We start from the raw sequence: 23,716 nt of genomic DNA, 5'->3' as shown, positions 1-23,716 counted from the left end.
CGCTCCTCGACTGCTGGTATTCATGGATGGCTCGCAGCGGTGACCCACCGCCGGACGGTGTCCGGCGTTGCGATGAAGTGATCACCGGCAAACCGCACCGCAGCGGCGATCGGATCCGGATTGTCGCCAGTAGCGTCTACCCGGGCCAGTGCCGCCGTCAGAGCCTGTCCGGCGGCATCAATCGCACCTTGCACGTCGGCATCGGAGAGCGCGGCGGACGGCATGAAACGGCCGCCGTACTGCATGAGGAAGCCGCGCGACCACATCTCCTGAAAGAATGTGTGACCGAGCTCGGCATTGGCAAACACGACGTCGAACATGGTCGGCCATGCGAACGCGCTCGCCTGAACCTGATGGCGGGCGAAGACCTCGTTGAGGCCATTGATGAGGTCCTCGCCAACCTGGTGCATCCGGGCGAGCGCGGCGCCGTCGCTCAGCGCGTCGAGGGTGCTCAGGGCGGCAGCGAACGGGGTGATCTCGCGTTGATAGGTGTTGCCCATGTATGTCTTTTCGGCGGCGCCAATCACGTCTGCCCGACCAGCCACCGCCGATAGCGCCATGCCGTTGGCCAGTCCCTTGCTGAGTGTGATCAGGTCGGGCGCAAGCCCGATCGCGGTGTGATAGCCGCCGAAGCGATAGCGGAATCCCGTCATCACCTCGTCCAGGATGAGCAGGGCACCGCATTGGTGCACGAGATTTTGCAATTCCCGGTGATATTCGGGCGGAAAGAAGTTGACCTCGGGAGTGATGATCACAGCAGCGACGCGCTGCGCTCTGGTCAGTCTCTTGAGCAGGTCAAGGTCGTAATGGAAGTCGATACTGTCCAGGTCCCGGTCGGGTAGTCCCATCCCCGGACGGTCCTGCAAGTGCCAGTCGTGCCAACCGTGATATCCGCTGGTAAGCACCAGGTTCACACCGCTATGTGAACGAGCAAGGCGGACTGCGGCGGTCGTGGCGCAGGAGCCAGTGCGGAAAAATATCGAGCGCTGCGCGAGCGGGAATATCTCCGCTAGCCGCTCGGCCACTTCGATCCGATGCACGGACAACAGCCCGGGCAGGATGCCGCCGGTGCGGCGCAATTCTGCAGTCACATGATCGACGACCGGTTGATATCCAGCTCCAAGCGGCGCAGCCCCGCTACAGGAGGTGAGATCCACGTATTGCCTTCCATCGACATCAAAGACATGCGCACCGCAGGCATGGCTCATGACGAGGGGAAAACGCCGATTGAGATCCCATTTCTCCGACGCAGTGATCCGCAACGCGCGGCGCAGTGCGGATTTGTGCGTATCCGTCGTGGCCAACGTGCCGTGGGGTGTGCTGGTGAACATCAAAAATTCTCCGATCGTCGCGGCCCTCAGGCCAGCTGCGTGAGGATTCGCCGAGCGATCCGCAGCGCGTTGGCCTGAATGGTGAAGGTCGGGTTGACGCCTCCGGGATACGGGAAGAACCCGCCGTCCGCGACATAGAGATTGTCGATATCGTGCACGCGACCCCAGCGGTCGACTACGGATTCCTTTGGATCAACTCCCGCTCGACAGCCGCCATGCAGATGGCCGCTACCGAACTGATAGTTGGAATCCTCGTAATCGATCTCTTTCACGCCTGCCTCGGTCAGCACGTCCGATGCGCGTTGGGACAAATAGCCGAGACGGCGCTTGTCGAGCGGATGGGTGCGGTATTCAAGAATGATATTGGGCAGACCGAGCCGATCGCGACTGTTGGCCAGTCGAACGGCGTTGCTGCGCATGGGCTGATCGGCCGCCAGGAAATGCACTCTTAGCGGCACCTGTCCCTCGCCGGCCGCCCGATCTGCTGGACTGGCTTCGTAAATAAGTCCGCCGAGGCCAGAGGGCGCATCACCGTCGAGATAGTGATCGGTCATCGCAACAGTGGAGAGCGGTCCACCGGACGAATGCAAAGGCAGCCGATTCATTGTGATGGTCCCAGAGACGTAGCCGCTGATCTTGAAACAGATGGCCCTGCCGACCATGCCCGTGGTGTTGCCGATGCCGTTGGGGGCCGCTCGCTGCACTGAGCGTAGCAGCAAGGCGGCAGATTGAATCGCGTTGCCAGCGAGCACCATGCAGCGGGCATGGATCCGTGCGCGTTGCCGGGTGACGGTGTCCAACCATTCGACCGTATCGGCGCGGCTGACGCTGCCAAGTTCGATATGCACAGCTTTGCTGCCCGAGCTGACCGACAGGGCGCCGGGTGGCAGGCAAACGTCGGTGAATGGTGAGTGCGCATCGGCACGCGCGCCGCTTGGACACGGGTGTTCGTTGCACGGGCCGCACCGGTCACAGGCCGGCCGGCCGCGGTAGGGGACCGAGTTGATCGCCAGCGGGGTCGGGAACGGCTGCCGGCCTAGGCGTCCGCCCGCCGTAGCGATCAATCCGCCCTGCAAGCTATACCTGTGCGGTGGCAGCACGGCGGGATCACTGGGCGGTTCGAGTGGATCCGCGCCAGCCAACCTCGCCACCCCCATCCGCTGTTCGAGCTCCTCGTAATAGGGGCGCAGTTCGCCGTAGTCGATGGGCCAGACCGGGTCGAGCGCGTCGGGGGCGACATGCGCTCGTGCGTCGAAATCAACCTTGCGATATCGGAAAGCGATGCCGGCGTAGAGTGTCATTCCACCACCGAGCGTCGACACGGTCCACGGCCAGCCGATCGGCCTCAATGTACCGGTCGGGGAGCGCACCAGGGCGGCGTCAATACCATTTTGGACCGTCGCCAGTGAGGCGTCAGTGGGAAGCTTCAAGCCCGCTTCGAGGACGTGTACCCGGAATCCGTTTCTGGCGATCTCGTGGGCGACGATCGAGCCGCTGGCACCACTGCCGACTACACAAACGTCAACGGCGTTGGACGTCATTGCCCCACCTATGGCATGGGACATCGGCCATGCCTCATGGCGACGTGCCCATAAAGGACAGGTCAAGACGGCTCATGAGAACTGTCAGCGCCAGCGTCGAACGTACGCCTAGTCAGACCGTCGCGACCTACTTTGAAAATCCTACAATATGACGTTCCGTGCGATTCAAGTCCCTTGGGCGCGCGCCCGCGTGAGCATGTTCAAATCCACCGAAGCAGCGAGCTAAGAACTTTGAATTTGAAAAAGAACGGTACCGCCAACCCTAAAGAACTTGGTCAATAGGGCGGGCGGGCGGCCAGCGGCGCTGAACGGCATCTCATTGTCGCTGGAATGGAAGCTCAACGAGAGTTGAGCACGGCCTTTGACACCTTCAGTACGGACGATCACGCAAGAGGTAGGCGGTAGGCCGGGATATTGCACTGATTTGGGGCCGGTCCCCCGATCGCGGCTCATGTCAAGCGATGAGGCTCAGCGCTTCAGCGCGATGTGTCCGGTCGCGATTGTCGTTGGCGCAAGCCCCGTCGCGAGGTGCCATCATAGCCCTTATTCGTCCTTGCCAATGCTGGCCACGTATGACTCCGACAAGCCGACCTTCCGCGCGATCGCTCGCAGGTCAGCTACATAGCCCGGATCGGTCGTCCTGTCGTCCGGGATCGTTGGAAGATTGAAGCAAAGCGCCAGCTCTGCCGTGCCGTCGGCAAGTCGGGCGAGGACAGGCTCGGGTCGATAGGCTGCGACGCTCGGCTCTGAATAGAGCCGATCTAGTTCGGCATGGGTAAGAGTAGCGATTGTGCCGTAAACCCGCCCCTTATGATAGGCCACCAACGTTGCACGGTTTGATAGCCTCAGCGCAAACCGCTCGAGATAGGCCCTTCTGAAATTGGCCGGACGAAGACCTTTTGCCATCAAGCCTTCCGGGTCCATGAAAGGCCATAGAAGAAAACCGTCACTCGATTTGCCATCGAGAGATTCTACCCGTTCCGAAAACCGATCGGCGCACTTGGCTCGTCCCGGACGCCCTTGTGGAAACTCGGTCATTGCCTGGCTGTTAGAGTGCCCGTGCTGAAGGTCCGCATGCCGAATGCATGCGCGTCGATTAGCCTCAAAAAAAGGGTGGGCGCTTGCAGAGTAAAAATCTTTCGCCCACGAACGTCGTGACCGATGACCTGATGAATTTGGCCAAAGCTGTTGACATGCACGAGCCAGAACGGTCCAAACAGAGCAGCTTGGTCGGGCAGAGTCTCGCCTTGAGCGACGCGCTTTCGCGGCAGTTGTGCGCCAGGGCAGGGCGTCGGTCCCCTCACAAATCAGCATCCCGATGCCGTTGGCTTAGCGAATTCACATATCCGGCAGAGAAGAAAACCGTCCTCCCCGTTCATGCGATCGACAATCTTGCGAAAAGTCGGTCCTTTGAAGAGATCTTGATATTCATCGCGGAGGAGATTGCCCAGGATGTGGCGTCGCTCAAAATCCATGCAGCAAAGGGTGACGTCGCCGTTTGGGAGAAGAACATTACGATGTTCTCGTTCGTCGACACATGTTAGTGCTCCGACGATCGGCTGTCGTGCCTCAACGATCTTTGGATCGACGCTTCCACCCCTGCTGCTCAGCGGACGCGAACGAACCAGCGCTTCCTCGGGGATTATGTCGACAAGCTCGGGATGAACCTCACCCATGACTATGAACAGCATCGATGGAATGTCTGCGTCGACCAGTTGACGCATCAAATCGACATACTTGCGTCTGACCAGGCGACTGTTCATGTACGTGCCGTCATCAAACACGTGCACCAGGAAAACTCGGAATTGCAGCGCTTGCAAGCGTCGTAGATTCCGCTCGCTCATTCCTGCGAGTGTCGTGAAAATTCGGATGCCATGGCCAGCTGCGTAGGCATGCTCAACCATTTCGGTGCAAGCCGGATTGAGCCAGGGCTCTGAGTACCCGGCAAAGCTGATGTCGACAGCTGCTGGTACGTGCGAAAGGCACCTCTTGAAATCTTCGAGCCGAAGATGCTTTGCGTGTGACACGGCTCTTTGCCGTTCGGCGAACTTGTCCTGAGGACAATAAGAACATCCGACGACGCAGCCCGTGGTCGTCGTTATCTCCAGGACCCTGCCGCCAAGAGGGATTGCAGCGCGCAGGTTCTGTATATTCTCCGGGTATGATTCAATCATTTGCAGGGTTCTCCGGAATGGCCGGAACAAAGAGCGTTCCGACGCAGGACCGCCGATTTGCGTTCTTCATGAGGGCTTACTCACGCACGTTCTCGGTCGTGCATGTTCTCGGATGACTGGGCGATAAAGGCGACAGAGCTCACGACGAAAGTAGATATCCCACCTCGTGCGGCTTTCCTCCCGCCCATCCAATTGAAATCCCAGCAGGGGCACGGATCTGCCGGAGCAAGCGCGCCGAGCCCGGGACCAACTCAATGTCGAGATTTCTGCGAGTTCGGTAACCGCCGGCGCAAAATCCACTCCCCAGTACGCCGGCATTGGTCATTGTTCTCTCAGTCCTCCTACCTCTTGCGATAGAAATTGGCCATGCCATTGAAGCTCGCACCAATGGGCAGTCAATCGGCTGGATTGTCACAACCGGCGTTGGTCTGGGTTCATGCGATCGGGATCGTACAATGTAACGTTACGTACGATTCAAGCTCTCTCGATAGGGAGCGGAATGGAACGCGCACTCGATCCATTAGACCTGAACGTCGCCGTTGGTATGGCGCTCGACAACGATGAATAGACCCAGGTGGGCCTGACTGCATCTTCTGGACTGAACCTTAATCTGGTGATGAGACGACCCTTGCAGGTGTGAGATTTTATGCACCTATCAGCGTGGCGCAATTGCGATAGTTCGCGCGCATCATGAGGGGCTTCGTCGAATCTTCCGGCTCCCGCTAGCTTGCTCGCCGAAGAAACGGCGGATGATGCGCTTCAAATCGACACGAAAGTACCGTGCTTCTTTCTGTCGACGATCCATCGCGAACCTGCTTTGCCATCGCTTGACTGCAAGCATCTATCGAGGTCCCAGGGATCGTCTGCCTGACATGGGCCGCCATCACCACGGGTCGCGCTCGCCGCCTGTATACGATGCTGCTACCGTCCAAGCTCCGTCGGATGCCCGGTCGCGCGACGATACCCTGCTTCATGCTCTGTCTTCGTCATGCTCTGTTAAGCTGAGCAACGCCTGCCCGTCAGCTTGGGATCAGCTTGTGTGAGTATCATTCGCAGCCGGACCTAAGCAGCCTCAGTTCTCTGCGAAGAGACTTGACGCCGAAGGGAAGCGAAAATCACCATGCACAATCGAATCAGTGGCCCATCCACATTCCTCAACCATGCTCACGAGCCGACTCAGTCGATAGACAGCGACCGCTTTCGGCAAACATTGGCGGGCATGTCGTCCCGATCGGTGCCAGATCCCCATGCAACTTTGTCTTCGGCGCCAACACGGCCGTATTCGCTCGTTTCCCAACCTCCTGTCATGGAATTCGAAAGGCTACCATTTGGCAGAACCAGGCAAAATCTCACCTCGCGGAGGAGGCTGCCACCTGGGGAGTTGCCCGACAAAATGGGGTGTTGCGTCAGCACGCCACAGGCCACGGATCCACATGATCCCGGTACATCCTCTACGGCGAGGCCGATCACCCCCCTGTTCGACTACAGGACGGCCGAATTGCACGAAGCAAATGTAGACGGCATCTGCGTCGGGTTGACTGCGGAGTGGCTCCGCAATCTCCACAACAGCCCATCAACTCGAATGAGTGCGCTAACACCCGGATCACAAATGTACTATTCAGCGGCTGAGCGGCAGGAGGAGTATCAAGACGGCAAGGACCAGTTGCGACTCGAGGGATTGGGAGATTCTCAGGCAGACTTAGAGGCACAAAACAGCATGTTGCGGCGAGCAGGCCTGAGACCATCCGGAAAGGAGAAGGTCTACCAATTCGGCGAGCATTCGAGCGTCTCGCGCATGCTTGGGAAGATCACCAACGACGGATCGGAGTATTTGCTCACTTTGTATTTCGCCGAAGGAGGCTCACACACAGTTGCAACAGCGGCGCAGGGTGGAAGAACCACACTCTTTGATCCTAACTATGGAGAATTTACTGTTCACTCAGAGGAGATGGAGGACTTGTTCCAAAGCCTCGCCAATCGTTACAGGGACCCCAACGGGCGGCATTTGGCGACAGTCACCACACAGAAGATGGAATGAGTCGGGCCTGCAAGCTCGTGGCATGTTCCGCGTGGTGACAACCACGGCACAGCCTCGTTCCGTCAAAAATGCGGCAATCGACTCCGTGCGTACATCACGGCTGCCGGTTGCGGAAGGCGGAGCGCTGGGCGTTGGGTGAGAGCCGGCGCTGGCTGCGAGTTTGAGCGGTGCGATTGGGGATAGCCGGTACGGGCGGTTGTTAGTTTGCGCGGGTGACCTCGTGGCAGAGGACGCGTCGGCTTTAATCGTTGTCCGGCGCCTTTGTGCCCTGCCGAGCTAAGGCGCCTACGCGTGGGTTCCTTTTGGGCGTTGTTACCTTCCAATGGGCGGTGAAGTGCTCAGCTGGCTCGGCCTAGAAAGCGATCAGCATCTCGTTGTCGCGCCGCGCCCGAGGTGGTAAGCGTATCGCGGCTATGCATCGGCTACCCTTCTGTTGCGGATGTCCGGACTACAATTCCATGGCGGGGTCATGTGGTCGACCACAGCTCGATGGACTGAGCGGCGCCTGCGGTCGCGGGAGTGACAGAAGTTTTGTGTAAGAGCGCCTCTGTGAGAAGTTTGCGGGGGCAGCGGACTGACCCCATGGGGTCAGTCCGCTGAGCCTGCAAAGCGCTCGCCCAACTGGATCGCAAATTGGCCCATCGCGGCCGTCCATGCAACCGGTCGTCGCCAATGGATGCGTGGATTTCTGATGGCGAAGTAAAGTAGCTTCATCGCCGCCTCGTCGTTGGAGAACTGCCGCGCGTCTCGATGATCTTTGCGCAGCGAACGGTTCAGCGCCTCGACCGCGGTGGTGGTGTCGATCATTTTGCGGATCTCCGGCGCAAAAGCGAAGAACGGAATGACGTGCTCCCATGCCCGCCGCCAGGCCGCCCCTTCGCTGAATTGTGCTTCCCCACTCGGCTTCAAAGTCCTCCGAGCCTGAGCAGAGCGGCATCGGCACTCTCGGCAAGATAGATCGCCTTGATCGAGGGCAGGGTCCACGGCATCTGCTGTCAGATCTCGCAGGTAAGACGCGCGACCTTCGTGCTATCTACCTGTCGCATCTACGGCCGCAGTCTCTAGGTGACATTGGGCTTCAAGCTTTGTGGCTTCCTCGCCCGGATGCGGACGCTTCGTATGTGCTTCCTGTTCGTCATGCCGGTGCTTTGATTACAGCTTCCTGCGGATCTCGCTTCGTGACGATGCCCTTGCTGTTCGGCTAACGGTTCCTATCACCAAGGTCCATCGAGGACTCACACCTCCAAGTCATCGACCGGACACCACTTCGGTCAAATCGCGCCAAGTTCAACGAGTCAAAACCTCCATGTCGAGTCGAGGTACTAGGTCTGCGTTTTGGTGGTTCGAATCATATCAAGCGGCCTCGGCGAGCTTGTAGGACCAGGTGTGGATGACTGGACACCGATTGACGTCGTCGATGCCGGCCATGATGCGCTCCTTGAGTTCGTGTTTTGAGGTCACCCGGATGTGGCGCAGGACGGAGCGAGCGAATTTGGAGAAGAAGCCCTCGATGAGGTTGAGCCAGGAGCCGTGCTTGGGCGTGAACGTAAACTCGAAGCGGCCTGCCGGTTGTGTATCGAGCCAGGCTCTGGTTTCTTTCGAGATGTGTGCGGAGTGATTGTCGAGAATCAACTTGATCGGGTACCGGCCGGATAGGCAGCATCGATAAGTTTGAGGAATTCGATGAACTCGCGGCTGCGGTGGCGGTCTTTGACGAGAGCGTGGACCTTGCCGGTCAGCAGATCGATTCCAGCCAACAAGCTGAGCGTGCCATGACGTCTATACTCAAAATCGCGCGCAAAGGCCGGATAGACGCCTGGCACAGGGGGCAAATCCGGCGCCGTCGTCGCGATCGCCTGGATTCCCGGCTTCTCGTCGTAGGAGACGATCGCCACCCGCTTGCCCGATTTCTTCGACCTGGCTGCGCTCTTCTTCAGGATCTGGACCTCGCGATAGACACACAGGACCTCCGCCATTTTCTGCTCGAACTCGGCATCGCGACGCTCCAGATAGTAGCGCACCTTGTGCGGCTTAATTTCCTCTTGGCCGAGAATCTTGCACACCGTGCCCTGGACCAGGTTGGCAACGCATTGGTGTCCCGCCGACGGGCCATGCTCACGCGCATGGCGTGCCAGCAGCCGCGTCGTCCACAGCTCGTGCGGGTAGCCGTGCTCCTTGGCCTTGTCGCACGCCAAAGACACCAGCCAGGCCTTGGCCTCCGGCGTGATCACCGGCTCCTTGCCCGGTCGCGGTCGGTCGTCGAGTGCCGCCAGCGCACCATAGGCTACCGCCCGCTCGACGCAGCGCTGAACCGTCTGATGATGCACACCAAGTCTTCGTCCCACGGCAAAGAACGACGGGTTCTCGCGATAGGCCAGCAGCATTGCTGCCCGCGACACCCGGCTCGCCGACTCGGTTCGAGACCGCGAAAGAGGCGTCAACGTTTCAATCTCCTTCTCAGTCATCGCCAACTCGACTGCTTGCCGCCATGTTGCCATGATACCAACCCTCGTTCGGACAATCTCAAAACGAGGAATCCACGAACACCCTTCCAGTTCCGTGCCGGCTTCATGGAATCGGTCGTCTAGCGTCCCAATCAGGTTCTGCTGTGGTCCGCCTCCGACATCGGACGATATCCCTCAGTTCTTGGGTCACGAGCGTATCCCGGACGCACCGTGGAAGAAATCAACGTCGCGGCTCGCTTTCAGACCCGTCAGCTTCTCGAAAGAAAGCTGTCATAATATCAGAAGTGCAGATCGGACACTCGCTGTTCCGATCACAAAGCTCGTCAAACGGAGGACCTGGGATGGACACGAATATCAACCCGCTGGGCCCCAATCGCGCCGAAACGTCGCATCCCATGATGGAAGAGCAATGGGCGCAGCAAGCAACCTTCGAGCGCCACTTGAGCGAGCCGCAACAGAGTAGACGTCGTCAAGCCGGTGCAGGATCCTCGCGTCGCATATTGTCTGCGGATCAGGCGGATCCCACGGACATGGCGACCCAGGGACGACATATGAACCTTGTCCTCGTCTCGAACCGAGTTGCGGATGGCAAGCCGAATGAGCCGGCGACTGGTGGGCTTGCCGCGGCCCTACTCCCGGTGGTTGAGGATTCCGGCGCCGTTTGGATGGGTTCATCGGGTGATCCCAGTCAGAACTCGGGCGATCCCAGTCAGAACAAAGCGTCCGTCCACGAGCTCGGAAATGGCGCGCTGGTGAAACTGGAGCTGCCTGAGGCCGAATATGCGGGCTACTACGACGGCTTTGCAAATTCGACGCTCTGGCCCGCACTGCATTCCCTCAGCGAGCGGATCTCGGTTTCGAATTCTGACCGCAATTATGAAAGCTATCACACGATTAACGAGATCATGGCGAATGCGTTGCTCAAGTTTGGCGACCGAGATGCGTTCTGGGTGCACGACTATCAATTGCTGGTACTCGGTGCCAAGCTGCGTGAGAAAGCTATCGACCGGCCAATCGGATTCTTCCTGCATGCGCCTTGGCCGGGGCCAGATGTATGGCAGCGAGTGCCTCACCATGATGAGCTCATCGAATCGATGATGGCGTACGATCTTTTAGGCTTTCACACCGAGCGGGACTGTCGGAATTTCCTCGATTGTGTCCATTCCGATCTTGGTCTGAGAATCAAGGACGGTGTGGTGGCGTCCAACCGCGGTCTCACCCGCTGCAAGGTATTTCCGATCGGCATTGATGCAGATCAGTTTGCTCAGTACGCTGCAGAGTCAACATCGAATTCCAAAGTCGCCTCGCTGCAGAGCGGCCTGAATGGCGAGAAGCTTGCGGTTGGCGTCGACCGGCTCGATTATACGAAAGGTCTCCACGAGCGGATCGAGGCTTTCGATCAGCTGTGGACTGAGAGGCCAGGCAGCATCTCGCTCTTGCAGGTAGCAACGCCAACGCGCGCCAAGATTGAGATGTACAGCAAATACCGAGACCGGTTCGTCGAACTCGTCGAAGACGCGAATGCGCGTCATGCTACGGACGATTGGATTCCGATAAGACATCAGGTTGAGGGCGTCAGCCAGAAGGTGCTCGCTGGCCTCTATCGCGCCGCGCATGTTGCTGTGGTGACACCGATACGTGATGGCATGAACCTCGTTGTCAAAGAATATGTCGCTGCGCAAGATCCGAATGATCCCGGCGTGCCGGTTCTGTCGAAATATGCAGGCGCAGCCGACGAACTCAAGGAGGCATTGCTCGTTGATCCGAAGGACATCTCCGGCATAAAGCGCGCGATCTTAGAGGCCATGGAGATGCCCCTCGATGAACGCCGCTCACGCTGGGAGGCGATGATGAAGACGCTTCGAGAAAATTCACTCCAAAACTGGTCGGCCAATTTCGTTGGGGAATTGGAGAACAGCCGCTTCGTCGCGAGGGTGCCTCCGAATCGGCTCGGCAATATCGGCCTTGGCAGGACCGCCGAGACCCAATTTCCGAGCGAAGTGCTGGAACGTGCCCGTGACGTGCTGATGCGCCCATTGAGTAGAACCCCGCCTCCGACTGCGTTTGAGCAATCGACAAGCTCGTATCTCGGTGGACAGTCAGATCCGGCAGACTCGGAGTATGATGCGGAAGCCTCCTCCAGAGCATCTCCGACGCGCTGACGAGCCCGATCGTACTGATCGCAATCGTGTCGACCACGTACAGCGGGCCGTCGCGGCTGGTCGCTTCGCTCGATCGTATCAGTGCGGGCGCGCAGCCTGATCAAGCGCTCTAACGATCCCATTTGAGCACTTGGAGTTGAGGCCGGTCCCTGCCGGGACATTTTCGGTGCGACGAAAGTGTGTCCCTTTCTTCCGGGCGGCAGCTGGCTCTTTTATTCGTATGGCAATATGAAGGAAACGGCTGTTGATTAACGGTTGCTGACGACGTTCGCTTCAACCTGATCAAAGATGGAGATCTCTGAACCCTTTTACCGAAGCCTTTCCGACCGAGCTGCTCTCACGAAGCATGATTGCCAGAAGCGGCGCATTTGCGGTGGTGAGTCAGGCTCTGTATCCAACAGGGGCTTGCGATCTGCAGCCCCTGGCGGGATCTGCCAGAGGTATTCGGCCCATATGCCACTTGCTACAACCGCTTCGTTCGCCGGAGGAGGGCTGGTGTCTGGGGGCGCATCATAGACGCACTTGCTTCTGCCCATGATGCCGCTGCCAGATGATCGAGCCATGCAGGCTCTTTGCTCAGGAGCTATGCGGGGGGAGGCCACCGCACATTTGGCGCAGCCGTCGATGAGCTTTGCGCGCGGGCGGCCGTCTATCGGTAGACGGTCGCTTCGCTGCCTTCAAAACCGCAGAGCTTGACCTCTGTCAACAATTGGCGACGCGCGGCGTCACCCTCTTCCCAGCGCTTTTCCAGATAATCTCGGAAAGGATCAACGAGGACGGATGCTGCGGGTCGCTGCCGGTGCTGCAGAGTCACCGCCTGCAGCAAGCAAGCGCTAGACTGTCCTCACGCTCATGCCGATCCGCGGCGCGATCCCGCGCGACGACGGGCGGTCGCGTGCAAGTCGAGGATTTCGCCATAGTCGTTTGTGAAGAACGTTTCTGAGCAGCGTTTTTACGCAAGGTGTGGTTGCGATAGGCGGCGACAGAGTATCCATAACAGGCCGCGTAAAAGTTCCGCGAGCCAGCGTCGGAGCAGGCTGAAGTTGTAGCCGGCGGCGGCGAGCACGGCGTTGATGCGGTCGCCGTCGCGGCCCTTGAGATGGTTACGGCGCATTCGGTGGTCGTCCTTGAGATGGCCGATCACAGGCTCGACGGCGGCGCGACGCCGCATCTCGCGACGGATCGCTTTGGTGACACGGCGAACCTGGCCGCTGATCCAGACCTTGAACCGGTCGGGATAGTTGTGGCCGCGGTAGCCCTTGTCGCCGTGGATGCGGCGCGCTGCAACACCTGTGAGCTTTTCGAGGTCGGCGATGACGGGACCGAGCGTGTGGCCGTCATAGGGATTGCCGTGCAGGGCCTTGGCATGCAGCACAAACTGCCCGCCTTTGGGCGCGGTGGCAGGCGTGGCAAGCGAGACTTTGCAACCAATCTATGGACCACGCCCGCGTTGCAAGAGGAATCAACAAAAGGATGTAGCGGTCTGCGCCAATCTATCCGGCTTCAATTTGAGGCTGTCGCCTCGAGCCAATATGGATATCCGCCCACCCCTGTCCTCAATAACTCGACGGCCTCGACAAGGGGCCCATGGCTGCGAACCAGGCTTCAGAAGTGTCGGTGGAACCGTTTCTCCATTCGTCCTTTCCGTCTCGCAAACCTCGGCGGGATATTGTGCCCTTCCGATTGAGATCGTGGATCCTTCTTCCCGGTCGTGTGTCTTAGGCGGTCTGGCCTAAGAAATTGGCGTCGTAGTCACGGCCCTTTGCGAGCATGCTCCAGGCCATGCGCGCGAGTTTTGCGGCCAAGGCGACAACCAGTACATTCGAGTGGAGCCGCTTGGACGCTGCTTCCAACCAGGCTCCAAACCCGTGCCTGGACCAAGTCTGGCGCCTCAGAAGCACGGCTCTGGCCCCTTGAATGAAGAGCGTTCGCAGGTACCGGTTGCCGCGCCTCGATATGCGGCCGAGAATGGTTCGATCGCCGGTCGAGAATTGTTTCGGTACCAGACCAAGCCATGCCGCAAAGTCGCGGCCCTTGCGAAAAGCATCGCCAGTCCCGATCGCGGCGAGCATCGCGCTTGAGATGATCGGTCCGACGCCCGGCGCAGTCATCAGCCGATGACAGTGTGCATCCTGCTCGGCGAGCTCGTTGATTTCTTTCGTAATTGATGTAACCCGCCGGTCGAGATAGCGCCAGTCCTCGACCAAGTCCTGAACGAGCTGAACTACTCGAGGCGACAGGTTATCCGAGGGCATTGAGAGAAGCTGAGGAAGCGCCAATCGGAGTGCTGCCGCTCCCTGCCGAACCGGCAGCCCTCGCTCGAGTAGAAAGCCCCGGATTTGATTGATGACCGCTGTTCGCTGCGTCACCAGTCGACTGCGCACTCTGTGGAGCGCCTGCAAATCGAGCTGCTCCGTCGATTTCAATGGGACGAATCGCATTGTCGGGCGCTGAACGGGTTCGGCGATGGCTTCAGCGTCACGGAAGTCATTCTTGTGACCCTTGAGGTACGGCTTCACATATTGTGCTGGCAAGAGCCGGACTTGATGGCCTAATTTTTCGAGCCTCCGACCGATGTGGTGTGCTCCTGCACAAGCCTCCATTCCGATCAGGCAGGACGGAACATTGGCCAGCGACTGCTCCAGCTGATTTCTCGATCGCTTCTTGCGTAGGGCGATTGCTCCCATAGCATCGAGCCCCACCACATGGAATGTGTTTTTCCCTAGATCGATGCCAATCGTGACAATGTTCGTAGTGGACATGGCTTGTGCTCCTTCTCTTGCCGGGGCTTCATGTTGCCGCTGAGAGCGGGCGTGTCCATGCCATTAACTCGTAAGGTGCCCGGGCCTTGCCTTTGCCGATGCACTCCACCTCGGGGGCGTGCAACGAGTAGACCTTGGGACCGCGCTGACGCTGCTCTTGATGGCGAACCCGGTGGGCGAGATCGAGCAGCGGACCAAAGCGATCCTCAAGCGCAGGGTCGCCCTCGATCTTGCGTCTGATGTCACGGATGATGCGGCCAAGCCGGGTGCGCAGGAATTTGAGCTCTCGTCGGGCACGCTTGAACTGGTGGGCATGCGTGTACCGCCCTACCATGATGGCGGCGCGCTTGGCCACGCGCAGATAGCTCTGGCGCAGTTCGACGCTCTCGCGTTTGGCCAAATCGACCAGCTTCTCGATCGCCCGGTGCATAAGCCGCCCATCGCTCGGATGCGCGATCGCCTTCTCCTGGATGGTGGTGTCCACAACGACCCGCTCGAGATCTTTGGTCTCGATCGCCCCAGTTCGGTGCGCCACCGAGAGGCTTTCTTGCAATAGCGCAGCGATCTGCTCCTCACCCAGCCGCTGGCGCCAGCGGGTCAGCGACGAGCGATCGAACGGCAGGTCGTGCCGGAACACCACCTCGCCGCAGAAATACTGAAAATACGGGTTCTCGACCCACCTGTCGCACAGCGCCTCGTCAGAGAGATTGTGCATGTGCTTGAGGATGAACAGTCCGGCTACCAATCGTGTCGGCAACGGTGGCTGCCCCGGCCCGAGGCGACAGACCGAACTGAAGCGTCCCGCCAGGAAGTCCCAATCGATCTCCGCCGCCAGACGCACCAACGGATGGCGAAGGTTGATGATCTTCTCCAGAGATGGACGAAACAGATCGTCCTGACGATCGTCGCGCGGATGGCTCATGGGTTCTCCCCAACAGCGAATCTCGCCGTCAAAGGAATCACGAAGTCGCCAAATCCGGAATCCAAAAACGCAAGAAAACCAACACCTACACACGGCTTTCTTGCACAATCGAATACTTGCTCACGTCAAATCACAGCGACAGATCAATCGCTTCCGAATTCTTCACGACCGACGCCATAGAGTGAACGGCGACGGTTGCGCCGCGTGCTGCGCAGCTGATGAATATTTGTAGAGGCTCCAAACGAGCGCACATTGCAGTGAGCATCATCTCATCAGCGGACGACGAGGGCGTAACGCCAACTCGGCAGCTCGGACTTCGAGACGACATCGGCCCTCATCGAGAGCCGACGCAGCTTCTGCTTGCATCCTATTTGTCAGCGACAATCATTTGTTTGATTTCGGTCAACCCGAATGTCGTTTTGCTTACGTGACGGGGGCCAACATTGCCGTGTACGGCACGCTACAAATGGTGAAATTCGTCTGCTGCCGGTCCTCGTTCGGCAACACGCCCATGCAGTGCATGCCCCGCATGAGCTCCAGATGCGCACGTCGGTCGCGGTGCAGCCAGCCCGGGACGTACATCATTAGATCCGGCGCGGTCGGCGGCGCGGAAGGCATGTATGGAGTCCCAAAAATCGATGCCACGGCGCCTTGCAGCGTGGTACCGACGTCCCTTGCCGGGAGTTTCGCGGGCGCGTGCACATCTCTTTAGCGGCGCCATCGATTCTTATAAGAACCCGCATTCGCATCGCAATGTTGCACTGGATGATCCGGAAGAAGTCGCCGAAATCGTCATGCTCGCAAATCATTTGCTCCGTATTATCGATGCGCGCGCCATCGTAGTTGGTCGATCCCGTGGCCGCTGAGCGACCCCGCTCGGCGCATCCGCTACGCGGGACCGGTGCCGCGCGGCAATTTGGGTGGAAGCGCGTATCGCGTGACATGTCGTATGGGACGCAAGTGGATGAATGCGTGGCGGCACTGCATGCCCACCTTTGCGACCAGCCGCGAGCCGCTCAAACCTCCACTATCGTAGAAGCCGCAGAATGATCGTGCCGGCAAAGCTTGCGAAATTCGCTTGATGTCGCACTCGCCATACCCCTTCAACACGGCATCGTGCCCGCGCCTGAGCTGACCAGACACATCGAGAGCACGCTGCAGCTTCCGGCAGAACTCATGGATTTGCCATCGTCATTGGTGGCTCGCTTTCAGACGCGTCAGCTTCTCGAAAGCTAACCTCCCTAACATGAGAGCCTGGGTCTCTAGACGGCGCTGTCGCCTATTGACCGTAACGGAAATGAACGTCGGGCCTGGCGCGCAGGACATCGTGGCGACATTTTTAGTGAGCCGCCAGGCCGTGGCCAGGTCCCGATCAACATTTCCATCAGGTCTTGCGTGTTGTTCGTCGTGAACACGGCGGCGCCACAAGGTGAACTTGTGACGGTCATCAATGTCACATCCGGGGATGCACCATGTCGCTCAGCAACCTTTCGCCAGCCAGCAGCGGAAATCAGCCTCAGCCGGCGTTTACCCCAGGGCCACGTTGGCTCTGGGACCTTCTGCGCAGACGCCGGGCCTGACCCAGCAAAGCGCAATTTCGAACTTTGTATTGCGAGGCAGTTGAGTGAGCGCCTTACGAAATGAACAGTCACTCAAAGGTTCGACGTAACCCAAAAGTTCGGCATCCTTCGGGCCGATAGGTTGGACTCGGGCTCCTCAAACGACCTCCACCCTCACATCCGGGTATAGTGCTATGCAGCTCAACACCTCTTTGTCATCCGCCAGTGCGGTTCCAGCTCTGTTCGTGCTTGGTCCGGAAACCACGGCCGTGGGTCCTTCCGTGCAGCCGCCCGGTGAGCAAGGCGACCCCTTCGAGGCCATGTTGTCCAGTTGCGCGCGAGAAGCCAAATCCGAGCTGCCGTCCCCGCCACCGGAGCTGCTGGACCCGAAGCTACCTGTACCGGAGGATCCCTTGGATCTGTTGCCGGCGAATGTGAAGGCGGCGGTTAAGGCCGCGGAGGAGGGCGCTCCCGCGCCGGAAATGTCGAACGTCACGTGGATTGACGGCACGCTGACCAATGCCGAGTTGCAGATCGTGGCAGTGCTGAACCGCCACAAGGATCAGTTGCCCCTCTGGTGGGGACACATCACGCCCACCGACTTCGATCCATCAGTGCCGCCGGATCTGAAAGCCGCAATCCAAGGATTGCACCAGGACCGCAAGCTCTTCGCTGCGCTCGGAGGGACATCCGACTGGAGGTCCTATAGAGTTGCCGATCGTTTGTCCAGCTTCTGCAGCAATCATCCGCAAGTTGCCGCATTCCAGGAGCAGCAGGCGCACAGCTACGAGCAGAACTACATCCCCTCCGATGGTACCGGAAATGGCCAACCGTCAGTCATGACCGTGAACGACGCAATGCGCGAGCTTTACCGGTATTCCGACTACCTGCCCAAGAATCTGAGCCTGGCTGATTTCCAACAGATCGTCGACGGCAACGCCCAAACTGGCAAGACCCCGCCGCAGGTGATCGCGGCGGCTCAATACTTCCTCGACCACCCGGATGCCTGGAAGCAGCTGTACGGTGGTGCGATTGATCAGGTCCACAAAGAGGATTTCCTTCAAGTCGCTTCATCGTCGATGGGCCTCACGCAAACCGAGCTGAACACGCTCGACACGATCAACAAGAATCAGGGCGCCTTCTTTGGAGGCGGCGTGCTGACCCGGGACAAGCTGGCGAGCATGGCCGAGGACAAGAGTCTTGATCCGAAGGTACGGCAAGCGGCGTCGCAGCTGCTCTCGGATCCGCTATTGTTCGCACTGCTGAACAATTCGATTACGGGCTACAAGACCCATCACAAGTTCTTCGACTTCGGTGGCGGACATAGGGTCGATTCCGGTAACATCAGCAACAACGACTTCACGAACTTCTACAGCAACATGTCGGCTGCGAACCGCACCGTTCAGCAGACGAAAACCCATGTTCCCAAAACCGAGGCCGAGCAGTCCGCGGTCGCGGACATGATGATGGGCGTGGCCGACCAGCCCGATATCAAGTCTGTGAAGAAGAATGGCGGGGCGCTCAAGCACGCACTCGACGACGCGAAGCCCATACTCGACGGCGTGCTCAATGTCGAAGCGAAGGCGACTGACTGGGCCGCCACAGCGGTTGGCGCGCTTGGCTTCATTCCGGGCCTGGGCCAATTGGCCGATCTTGCATCAATGGCCCTCGAATTCGAGTCAGCAACGACGACTCTTCTCCACACCGCCATTAGCGGGAGCAATATGGACCATGCGCTGGAAGAGTTCGGCCTCAGTATTGCGGCGCAGGCAATTGGCTGTATCTCCGGGCCCGAGGTCAAACTCGCGATGCGCGAGGGGCTAGCGAAAGAACTCATTGAAAGGGCCGCGAATGCCGGGGTCGACTTGGCGGTTTCGCAGGCGCAATCCCATGCGGAGGACTATTTGAATAACCTGAAGGAGCGCCTCGAGGCCAGTCCCATGCAAGCCGCATAGGCTCCGAGTCAGGTTGGCACGACGGCATCGTCGCAGAAGGTGGCCTGACGGGCGCACCTAGGCGGTCTCAACGTGGAATTCTGGCATCTTGTATTCGGGCGATCCCAACTTCAGTCCGATGTACCTCATGTCGTGTTTTCGAGCAGAAGGGTGCCAACACTGTTGCCTTCCGATAGAGCGAATGCCTCTTTCGCAGCCTCCGGGTTGTCGTGAGTGCAAAACCACAGCATGGATCCAGGCCTCTTGTGATGGGGCTCGTCGCATGGCCGCACTTCTGGCGCATCGGCCACCTAGTGCTAAGGAGGGCCAGGGAGTTCTTCTGCGGCAGCTAAGGCTGGGCGGTGTGAGCAATGCACGAGCTTGGAGCGTGCGCTCGACGACTGTCCTCAAGTTCTGGCTGCCGACCTCGGCGATCGGCTTTCTGAAGCTGGCGTCGTTGCGGTCAGTGCACCCGAGTTTAGCTCTCGGCGGCTATGAAGATTAACCGATTAACCTCACCTAGGGAGAGTGGTGTGGAACCGAGCTATAACGATCGGAATCATTGGATGCGTTGGTACGCTGAGCAGCATGAGCTGCAGCGTGCGCGGCAAGAGTCGGACAATTTGTCTGTGGATCAAGCTGGCTTTGAGCAGCAGTTGAGCAAGCTGCAACTCCGCGCATGTGAGGAGAGCTCCGCTGAGCTGAGTTCACCCGACACTCGAGCCGCGGAGGGGCATGGAAGTATCCAGCGTACTGTCGACGGTGGTTCGATACGGACGCCGTCCCGATCCAACTTGCAGGACAACGGATTCAGCAGGACGCGCCACAGCGTAGACCTGCCGCGAGCTCACCTTCGTGGTTCGGCTGTGGAGGGATCGCGCTCTGATCTGCGTGAGAGGCTATTCAACAGCACGCGCTATACGGCACCGTCGGAACCGGAGGTTGTCGCGCGGACGAGGGATAAGAGGAGTGGAGGGCTGTGGTCGCGTGTTAAGTCGCGGCTCGGCAAGGCCTTCGGGGGGAGCCGTCGCGAAAAGTTCTCCGGCGGCTCGGGCCCCGACGCGATGTCTTCAGAGCTTCGGATGGATTTCGTCAAGCGTGGTCGCTCCGCCGGCGAGGACATGCATCCGGAAGACGAGCGCTGCATTGGGCAGTTCGCGGAAGCAGTCCGAGGGTACGAAATTCTACCTGACGGTAGCCTCGGCCGAGGGGACGGAAGGGTTCCCGAGCCCACCCTCACGGACAATCAGGGCGTTCTTACCGCGTTTGCTCGTTGGCTTCGAGCACAGAACAGGGATCCGATGGCTTCTCGGCTGTTTAACGATCCAGAGTCATTAGCCGCTGATATCGAGGATTACAGGGCAAGCGGGGGCGACCATCGTGAGCGTCTCAAGTCGGCACTGTCTCATCTGCGGAGACTCTCGCCTGATGGGCAGGAACTCCACGCCGTCGGCCCCGGGCCCCGCCTGATGGGACGCTTCAAAAATCATCCTTATCCCGACGACACCCGCATTATCGATGCCGTTGTCAATGAAGCTCTGAGCAACGCTGGACCCGACCCGACTCCAGAGCAAAAAAGCCGCGTCTCAACGATGGCCACCAAGCAACGTAGGTTTAGTGATTGGCTCCAAAGGGAGGCTAGGGGCAGCATAGTGAGCCGAATCAGCGGAACTGAACAGCAGCAACTGTCGTTGAGAGCAGATCAAACAGACTTCTACAAAGCCACAAGACAGACCGTCAGTCTCGATCAGATTCGGAAGTACCGAGGCCTGGGCCCCGGGGTCCAAAAACTGAATCCGTATGCGGACGACGCCCGCATCATCGATGCCGTGGTCAAGGAAGAGCTGAGCAAACTCGAATCCGACTTGCCCGCCCAGAGAAGACGTGCCGTGGATACTGCCAGCGGGCGACGCAGGTTCAGTGATTGGCTCAAAGCGGGAGATAGGGGGAGCATAGTGAGCCGTCTCATTGGCAGCGATCAGCAGCGACAGTCGTTGAAACTAGACGTGAAGGACTTTGCCAAGACCGAGGGAAAACCCGTCCTGCGTCTGGATCAGCTTCGGCAGTACCTAGGCGCCGAGTCCGCATCGAAATCGGCCCCTTTTGATCCTTATCCAGACGACGCTCGCCTTATCGAGGGCCTGGCTCACCAAGAGCTAACCAAGCTCGGAATGGATTCGACTAGACAGAGAGATAACGCCCTGAAAATTGCCAGCAAGCAACGCAAATTTAGTGATTGGCTCCGCCAAGGCGGTCGGGAAAGCATAGTAAGCCGAGTCAACGGCAGCGATGTGCAGAAATGGTCGTTGAAAGTAGACTACCGGGACTTCGTCGAAGCAGTCGGACAATGCTCAGTGAGCCTCGATAGGCTTGGGCAGTACCTACACGTCGTCGAGGCGAACGCGGCGCTCGGGTTGTCTCCTGAGCAGACAGGTGGGGAGCCGCCGCCTGCCGGGACGAGTTCAATCTGGTCGCCACGATTGCGATCCGACTTTGAGGCCAGTGAGTGGCCAACGCGGGAAGGTTCGTCAGGACAGGCCGGTCGGCAGGAAAGTGCCGGGTCGAGCTCAGCCTGGTCACCGCGAGTGCCGTCCGACTTTGATGCGAGTATGTGGCCAAGTCCGGAAGGTCCATCAGCCCGGTCATCAGAAATATACGGCGGTCTTGACTCTCTGGTTGATTTGCCGTCCACAGCGCACGAGACGCCGGACGATGCGTATTATCCGCCGGAGCCGAACCGCGCCGCCAGATCGCCGTTCATGATGGGGCCATCACGCGCATCTCAGTTGCTAGAAGATATCGGTTATCTCGTCGGCGAGGATTGGCAGCACGGATCTCAGCCGGTGTCAGACCTCCTGATCGATGTACTCGATAACAAAATGCTCATGCCTAGTTCGCACAGCGTTCCAAAGTCGGTCTCTATCAACGGTGAGACCTACTCGATCGAGTTGGGACAAGGGCGCCGCGATGCTTACTTCGTCCATCATCCTCGCCAATCCTCGGCTTCGGATGCCCACACACGCGCTTCGGTAGGCTCGCTCGTGCTCGGTCCCAGGCAATGGCTGCGCGACCAGCATATCCTGAGGGATTACAGGCTGCTGGAGCAGGAGTTGCAGAGAGACAATCCGAATCTCGCTGCTCGCACGCGGCTCGTGGATCCCCTGATAGCCTTTCAGCTGGGCCACGCCGTCGACAGCGACGCGCTAGCCGCATTCCAGCGCATTGTCGTTGATCGTAACGGTAATGATTCTGCTGACTTCCTGTTCTTGCCGGTGAACGATGCCAGCGCTACGGACCTTAATCGCCGGGGCACCCATTGGTCGCTGCTGCTGGTTGACCGTCGCGATCGCGAAGGCCCGGTTGCCTATCACTACGACTCCTCCGGGGGGCACAATGATCAACCTGCCGCATGGCTGGCAGCACGGCTGGGTGCCAACCTGCAAGACGCCAGCATGCGTCAGCAGAGGAACGATTATGATTGCGGCGTCTTCGTAGTGGATGGCACGCGGACGCTGGTTGGGCGATTGGCGGGAACACGGCAAGCAGACCTGCGGAACCTCGACAATCTCGTCGTCGATCGGCAAGCGCTGCTAACCCGTATATCTCACGAAGTTTAAGCGCATCGGGGCAGCGAATCAGGGAAAGTTGTTTTGCGAAAACACTTCCACTTGATTCTAGGTCGTGTTGACGGTTCTAATCCAGAGCATCGCTGCGGCGATGCTTAGCATCGATAGGTAAGCTCTGGCAGTCTTTTCGTAGCGGGTAGAGACGCGACGGAACTGTTTGATGCGATTGACACAGCGCTCGACGAGGTTGCGATGCCTGTAGGCCTCAGATCATATTTGATCTGGCTCATCGGCGCGATCCTGCTCGAGCAGAACGATGAGTGGGCTGTCCAGCGCGCCCGCTACATGAGGCTGGAAACCATCACGCCGTTGAGCGATGATCCGACCGTCAGCCTACAGGCAATCGCCAGCTGACCAGCTCGGCTCACGCCGGCGAACGCGGTGACCCGCCGCCAGCTACACCACGCCGTGGGACACGATCCCATGCGCACGACAAATTGGGTGCCGACTAACGTCGCCGCTAACTTTCTACTGGTGGCTGGAACAAACCGAAATTACCAACGGGACAAAGCTTCGCTGGCGAACGCAGGCGTTCGGGGCGGATAAAATGCACCAACCAGATCGACCCACGTGGTCTTACACAGCCCGACGCAGCAACCTACTGCGGCTGCTCCGAGGCCGCGTTCGACGCATGGGTCAGGAAGGGTATAATCATCCCCGTGGGGGCGCACTCTCCGCCGTGCAGCCCATCACTTGCCTGACCGCTTGCACCGCATCCGCGGCGAGCGCGGCCGCGTCGAAGTGAACATAAAGGCTGCGCCGCAAAGCGACGTAAGCAGCCTCCGTTTTAAGAATGCTTGCCCGTACTTCGAGGAGGCCGGCTTTCTTTTGAATGACTGCTCCCAGGCGCGATTAGCTGAGCTGACGCGATGTCACGGACAGTTAGCGAGCAGAAGAAGATTGTTGGGTTGAATGTCGTCCGCCGCTGTCTTGATGTACCTGTGTCCCTCGTGCGTGGCCCACACGACATCAACCCTGCGGCCGTTTTCTTCGACATAGAACTTCCATTCGTCGCTCTCGATATCTTTGATAGCCTGATCGATGGATCGCTTCCACTGCGTCCCGTTGGGGTTTACTCCCCCAACATGTGTGATTCTTTCGTGAGGGTTCTTTCGTAAGCGGCGTGTCTCCATAGAAAGGAGCGCTTACAAATCAATCGCATGGCCCGCGGCGAGCTGTCCCAGTTTTTCGGCAAGAAGGTC

Annotated in this window: 14 protein-coding genes and 5 pseudogenes; 7 read left to right on the top strand and 12 right to left on the bottom strand. The window is 59.0% G+C overall.

The features are described from left to right. Positions 1–20: 20 nt before the first annotated feature. The 4 genes from NLN62_RS11125 to NLN62_RS11110 all read right to left on the bottom strand — a co-directional run bounded on the left by NLN62_RS11125 (position 21) and on the right by NLN62_RS11110 (position 5,046). Positions 21–1,331, bottom strand: a complete 1,311-nt coding sequence (locus NLN62_RS11125; RefSeq protein ID WP_256575906.1) for an aminotransferase class III-fold pyridoxal phosphate-dependent enzyme — start codon at positions 1,329–1,331, stop codon at positions 21–23. A 26-nt stretch (positions 1,332–1,357) separates the two neighbouring features. Further along, a complete protein-coding gene (locus tag NLN62_RS11120; RefSeq protein ID WP_254108770.1) occupies positions 1,358–2,872 on the bottom strand; it encodes a GMC oxidoreductase in 1,515 nt (504 codons plus the stop codon). Between the two features lie 543 nt (positions 2,873–3,415). Next, positions 3,416–3,910 carry a hypothetical protein gene (locus NLN62_RS11115; protein ID WP_254108769.1) on the bottom strand — a complete coding sequence of 165 codons (495 nt, stop codon included), beginning with the start codon at positions 3,908–3,910 and terminating at the stop codon, positions 3,416–3,418. A gap of 269 nt (positions 3,911–4,179) precedes the next feature. Beyond that, on the bottom strand, positions 4,180–5,046 hold the full coding sequence (locus tag NLN62_RS11110) for a radical SAM/SPASM domain-containing protein (protein WP_254108768.1): 867 nt from the start codon (positions 5,044–5,046) through the stop codon (positions 4,180–4,182). A 1,120-nt stretch (positions 5,047–6,166) separates the two neighbouring features. On the opposite strand from NLN62_RS11110, the gene NLN62_RS11105 reads away from it, so the two are divergent. Then, positions 6,167–7,084, top strand: a complete 918-nt coding sequence (locus tag NLN62_RS11105; protein WP_371932961.1) for a YopT-type cysteine protease domain-containing protein — start codon at positions 6,167–6,169, stop codon at positions 7,082–7,084. A gap of 588 nt (positions 7,085–7,672) precedes the next feature. On the opposite strand, the gene NLN62_RS11100 is transcribed toward NLN62_RS11105, so the two are convergent. The 3 genes from NLN62_RS11100 to NLN62_RS11090 all read right to left on the bottom strand — a co-directional run bounded on the left by NLN62_RS11100 (position 7,673) and on the right by NLN62_RS11090 (position 9,483). Further along, complete coding sequence (locus tag NLN62_RS11100) at positions 7,673–8,068, bottom strand: transposase (RefSeq protein WP_254108767.1); 396 nt, start codon at positions 8,066–8,068, stop codon at positions 7,673–7,675. Between the two features lie 369 nt (positions 8,069–8,437). After that, a complete protein-coding gene (locus NLN62_RS11095) occupies positions 8,438–8,716 on the bottom strand; it encodes a transposase (RefSeq protein ID WP_254108766.1) in 279 nt (92 codons plus the stop codon). Beyond that, entirely contained in the window at positions 8,713–9,483 is a 771-nt protein-coding gene (locus tag NLN62_RS11090; RefSeq protein ID WP_254108765.1) for an IS630 family transposase, read from the bottom strand. The genes NLN62_RS11095 and NLN62_RS11090 overlap by 4 nt, the downstream gene beginning before the upstream one ends. Before the next feature lie 407 nt (positions 9,484–9,890). Here NLN62_RS11090 and NLN62_RS11085 point away from each other — a divergent pair, with 407 nt between their 5' ends. After that, a complete protein-coding gene (locus NLN62_RS11085; protein WP_254108764.1) occupies positions 9,891–11,711 on the top strand; it encodes a trehalose-6-phosphate synthase in 1,821 nt (606 codons plus the stop codon). A gap of 416 nt (positions 11,712–12,127) precedes the next feature. Continuing rightward, positions 12,128–12,262: pseudogene (locus NLN62_RS11080) on the top strand (transposase); the annotation flags it as partial. Between the two features lie 401 nt (positions 12,263–12,663). Here NLN62_RS11080 and NLN62_RS11075 read toward each other — a convergent pair. The 3 genes and pseudogenes from NLN62_RS11075 to NLN62_RS11065 form a co-directional block, all read right to left on the bottom strand. Further along, a pseudogene (locus NLN62_RS11075) lies at positions 12,664–13,140 on the bottom strand (transposase); the annotation flags it as partial. Positions 13,141–13,429: 289 nt separating this feature from the next. Next, entirely contained in the window at positions 13,430–14,473 is a 1,044-nt protein-coding gene (locus tag NLN62_RS11070; RefSeq protein WP_254108763.1) for an IS110 family transposase, read from the bottom strand. A gap of 67 nt (positions 14,474–14,540) precedes the next feature. Continuing rightward, a pseudogene (locus tag NLN62_RS11065) lies at positions 14,541–15,395 on the bottom strand (IS5 family transposase); the annotation flags it as partial. 620 nt (positions 15,396–16,015) lie between these two features. On the opposite strand from NLN62_RS11065, the gene NLN62_RS11060 reads away from it, so the two are divergent. The 3 genes from NLN62_RS11060 to NLN62_RS11050 all read left to right on the top strand — a co-directional run bounded on the left by NLN62_RS11060 (position 16,016) and on the right by NLN62_RS11050 (position 22,505). Then, positions 16,016–16,261: a TIGR02391 family protein gene (locus tag NLN62_RS11060; protein WP_254108762.1), complete on the top strand. Its 246-nt coding sequence runs from the start codon at positions 16,016–16,018 to the stop codon at positions 16,259–16,261. 887 nt (positions 16,262–17,148) lie between these two features. Further along, positions 17,149–18,909: an HrpF/NolX family T3SS translocon protein gene (locus tag NLN62_RS11055; protein WP_305881670.1), complete on the top strand. Its 1,761-nt coding sequence runs from the start codon at positions 17,149–17,151 to the stop codon at positions 18,907–18,909. Between the two features lie 1,061 nt (positions 18,910–19,970). Beyond that, on the top strand, positions 19,971–22,505 hold the full coding sequence (locus NLN62_RS11050; RefSeq protein WP_254108761.1) for a Ulp1 family isopeptidase: 2,535 nt from the start codon (positions 19,971–19,973) through the stop codon (positions 22,503–22,505). A gap of 57 nt (positions 22,506–22,562) precedes the next feature. Here NLN62_RS11050 and NLN62_RS11045 read toward each other — a convergent pair. Further along, positions 22,563–22,715: pseudogene (locus NLN62_RS11045) on the bottom strand (IS5/IS1182 family transposase); the annotation flags it as partial. A 24-nt stretch (positions 22,716–22,739) separates the two neighbouring features. Here NLN62_RS11045 and NLN62_RS11040 point away from each other — a divergent pair. Beyond that, positions 22,740–22,868: pseudogene (locus NLN62_RS11040) on the top strand (IS256 family transposase); the annotation flags it as partial. 518 nt (positions 22,869–23,386) lie between these two features. Here NLN62_RS11040 and NLN62_RS11035 read toward each other — a convergent pair. Continuing rightward, on the bottom strand, positions 23,387–23,647 hold the full coding sequence (locus tag NLN62_RS11035; RefSeq protein WP_254108760.1) for a DUF3892 domain-containing protein: 261 nt from the start codon (positions 23,645–23,647) through the stop codon (positions 23,387–23,389). Between the last annotated feature and the right edge of the window lie 69 nt (positions 23,648–23,716).

This window comes from Bradyrhizobium sp. CCGUVB23 (assembly GCF_024199885.1).
In the GTDB taxonomy this organism is placed as follows: Bacteria; Pseudomonadota; Alphaproteobacteria; order Rhizobiales; family Xanthobacteraceae; genus Bradyrhizobium.
This window is presented reverse-complemented; position numbering and strand designations above follow the sequence as displayed.

Excerpts from the sequence above, each read along its gene's own strand:
- NLN62_RS11035 (WP_254108760.1), bottom strand. The coding sequence starts at position 23,647 with ATGGAGACACGCCGCTTACGAAAGAACCCTCACGAAAGAATCACACAT.
- NLN62_RS11055 (WP_305881670.1), top strand. The coding sequence starts at position 17,149 with ATGCAGCTCAACACCTCTTTGTCATCCGCCAGTGCGGTTCCAGCTCTG.
- NLN62_RS11115 (WP_254108769.1), bottom strand. The coding sequence starts at position 3,910 with ATGACCGAGTTTCCACAAGGGCGTCCGGGACGAGCCAAGTGCGCCGAT.
- NLN62_RS11085 (WP_254108764.1), top strand. The coding sequence starts at position 9,891 with ATGGACACGAATATCAACCCGCTGGGCCCCAATCGCGCCGAAACGTCG.
- NLN62_RS11070 (WP_254108763.1), bottom strand. The coding sequence starts at position 14,473 with ATGTCCACTACGAACATTGTCACGATTGGCATCGATCTAGGGAAAAAC.
- NLN62_RS11105 (WP_371932961.1), top strand. The coding sequence starts at position 6,167 with ATGCACAATCGAATCAGTGGCCCATCCACATTCCTCAACCATGCTCAC.
- NLN62_RS11120 (WP_254108770.1), bottom strand. The coding sequence starts at position 2,872 with ATGACGTCCAACGCCGTTGACGTTTGTGTAGTCGGCAGTGGTGCCAGC.
- NLN62_RS11125 (WP_256575906.1), bottom strand. The coding sequence starts at position 1,331 with ATGTTCACCAGCACACCCCACGGCACGTTGGCCACGACGGATACGCAC.
- NLN62_RS11060 (WP_254108762.1), top strand. The coding sequence starts at position 16,016 with ATGGAGTCCCAAAAATCGATGCCACGGCGCCTTGCAGCGTGGTACCGA.
- NLN62_RS11110 (WP_254108768.1), bottom strand. The coding sequence starts at position 5,046 with ATGATTGAATCATACCCGGAGAATATACAGAACCTGCGCGCTGCAATC.
- NLN62_RS11050 (WP_254108761.1), top strand. The coding sequence starts at position 19,971 with ATGGATTTCGTCAAGCGTGGTCGCTCCGCCGGCGAGGACATGCATCCG.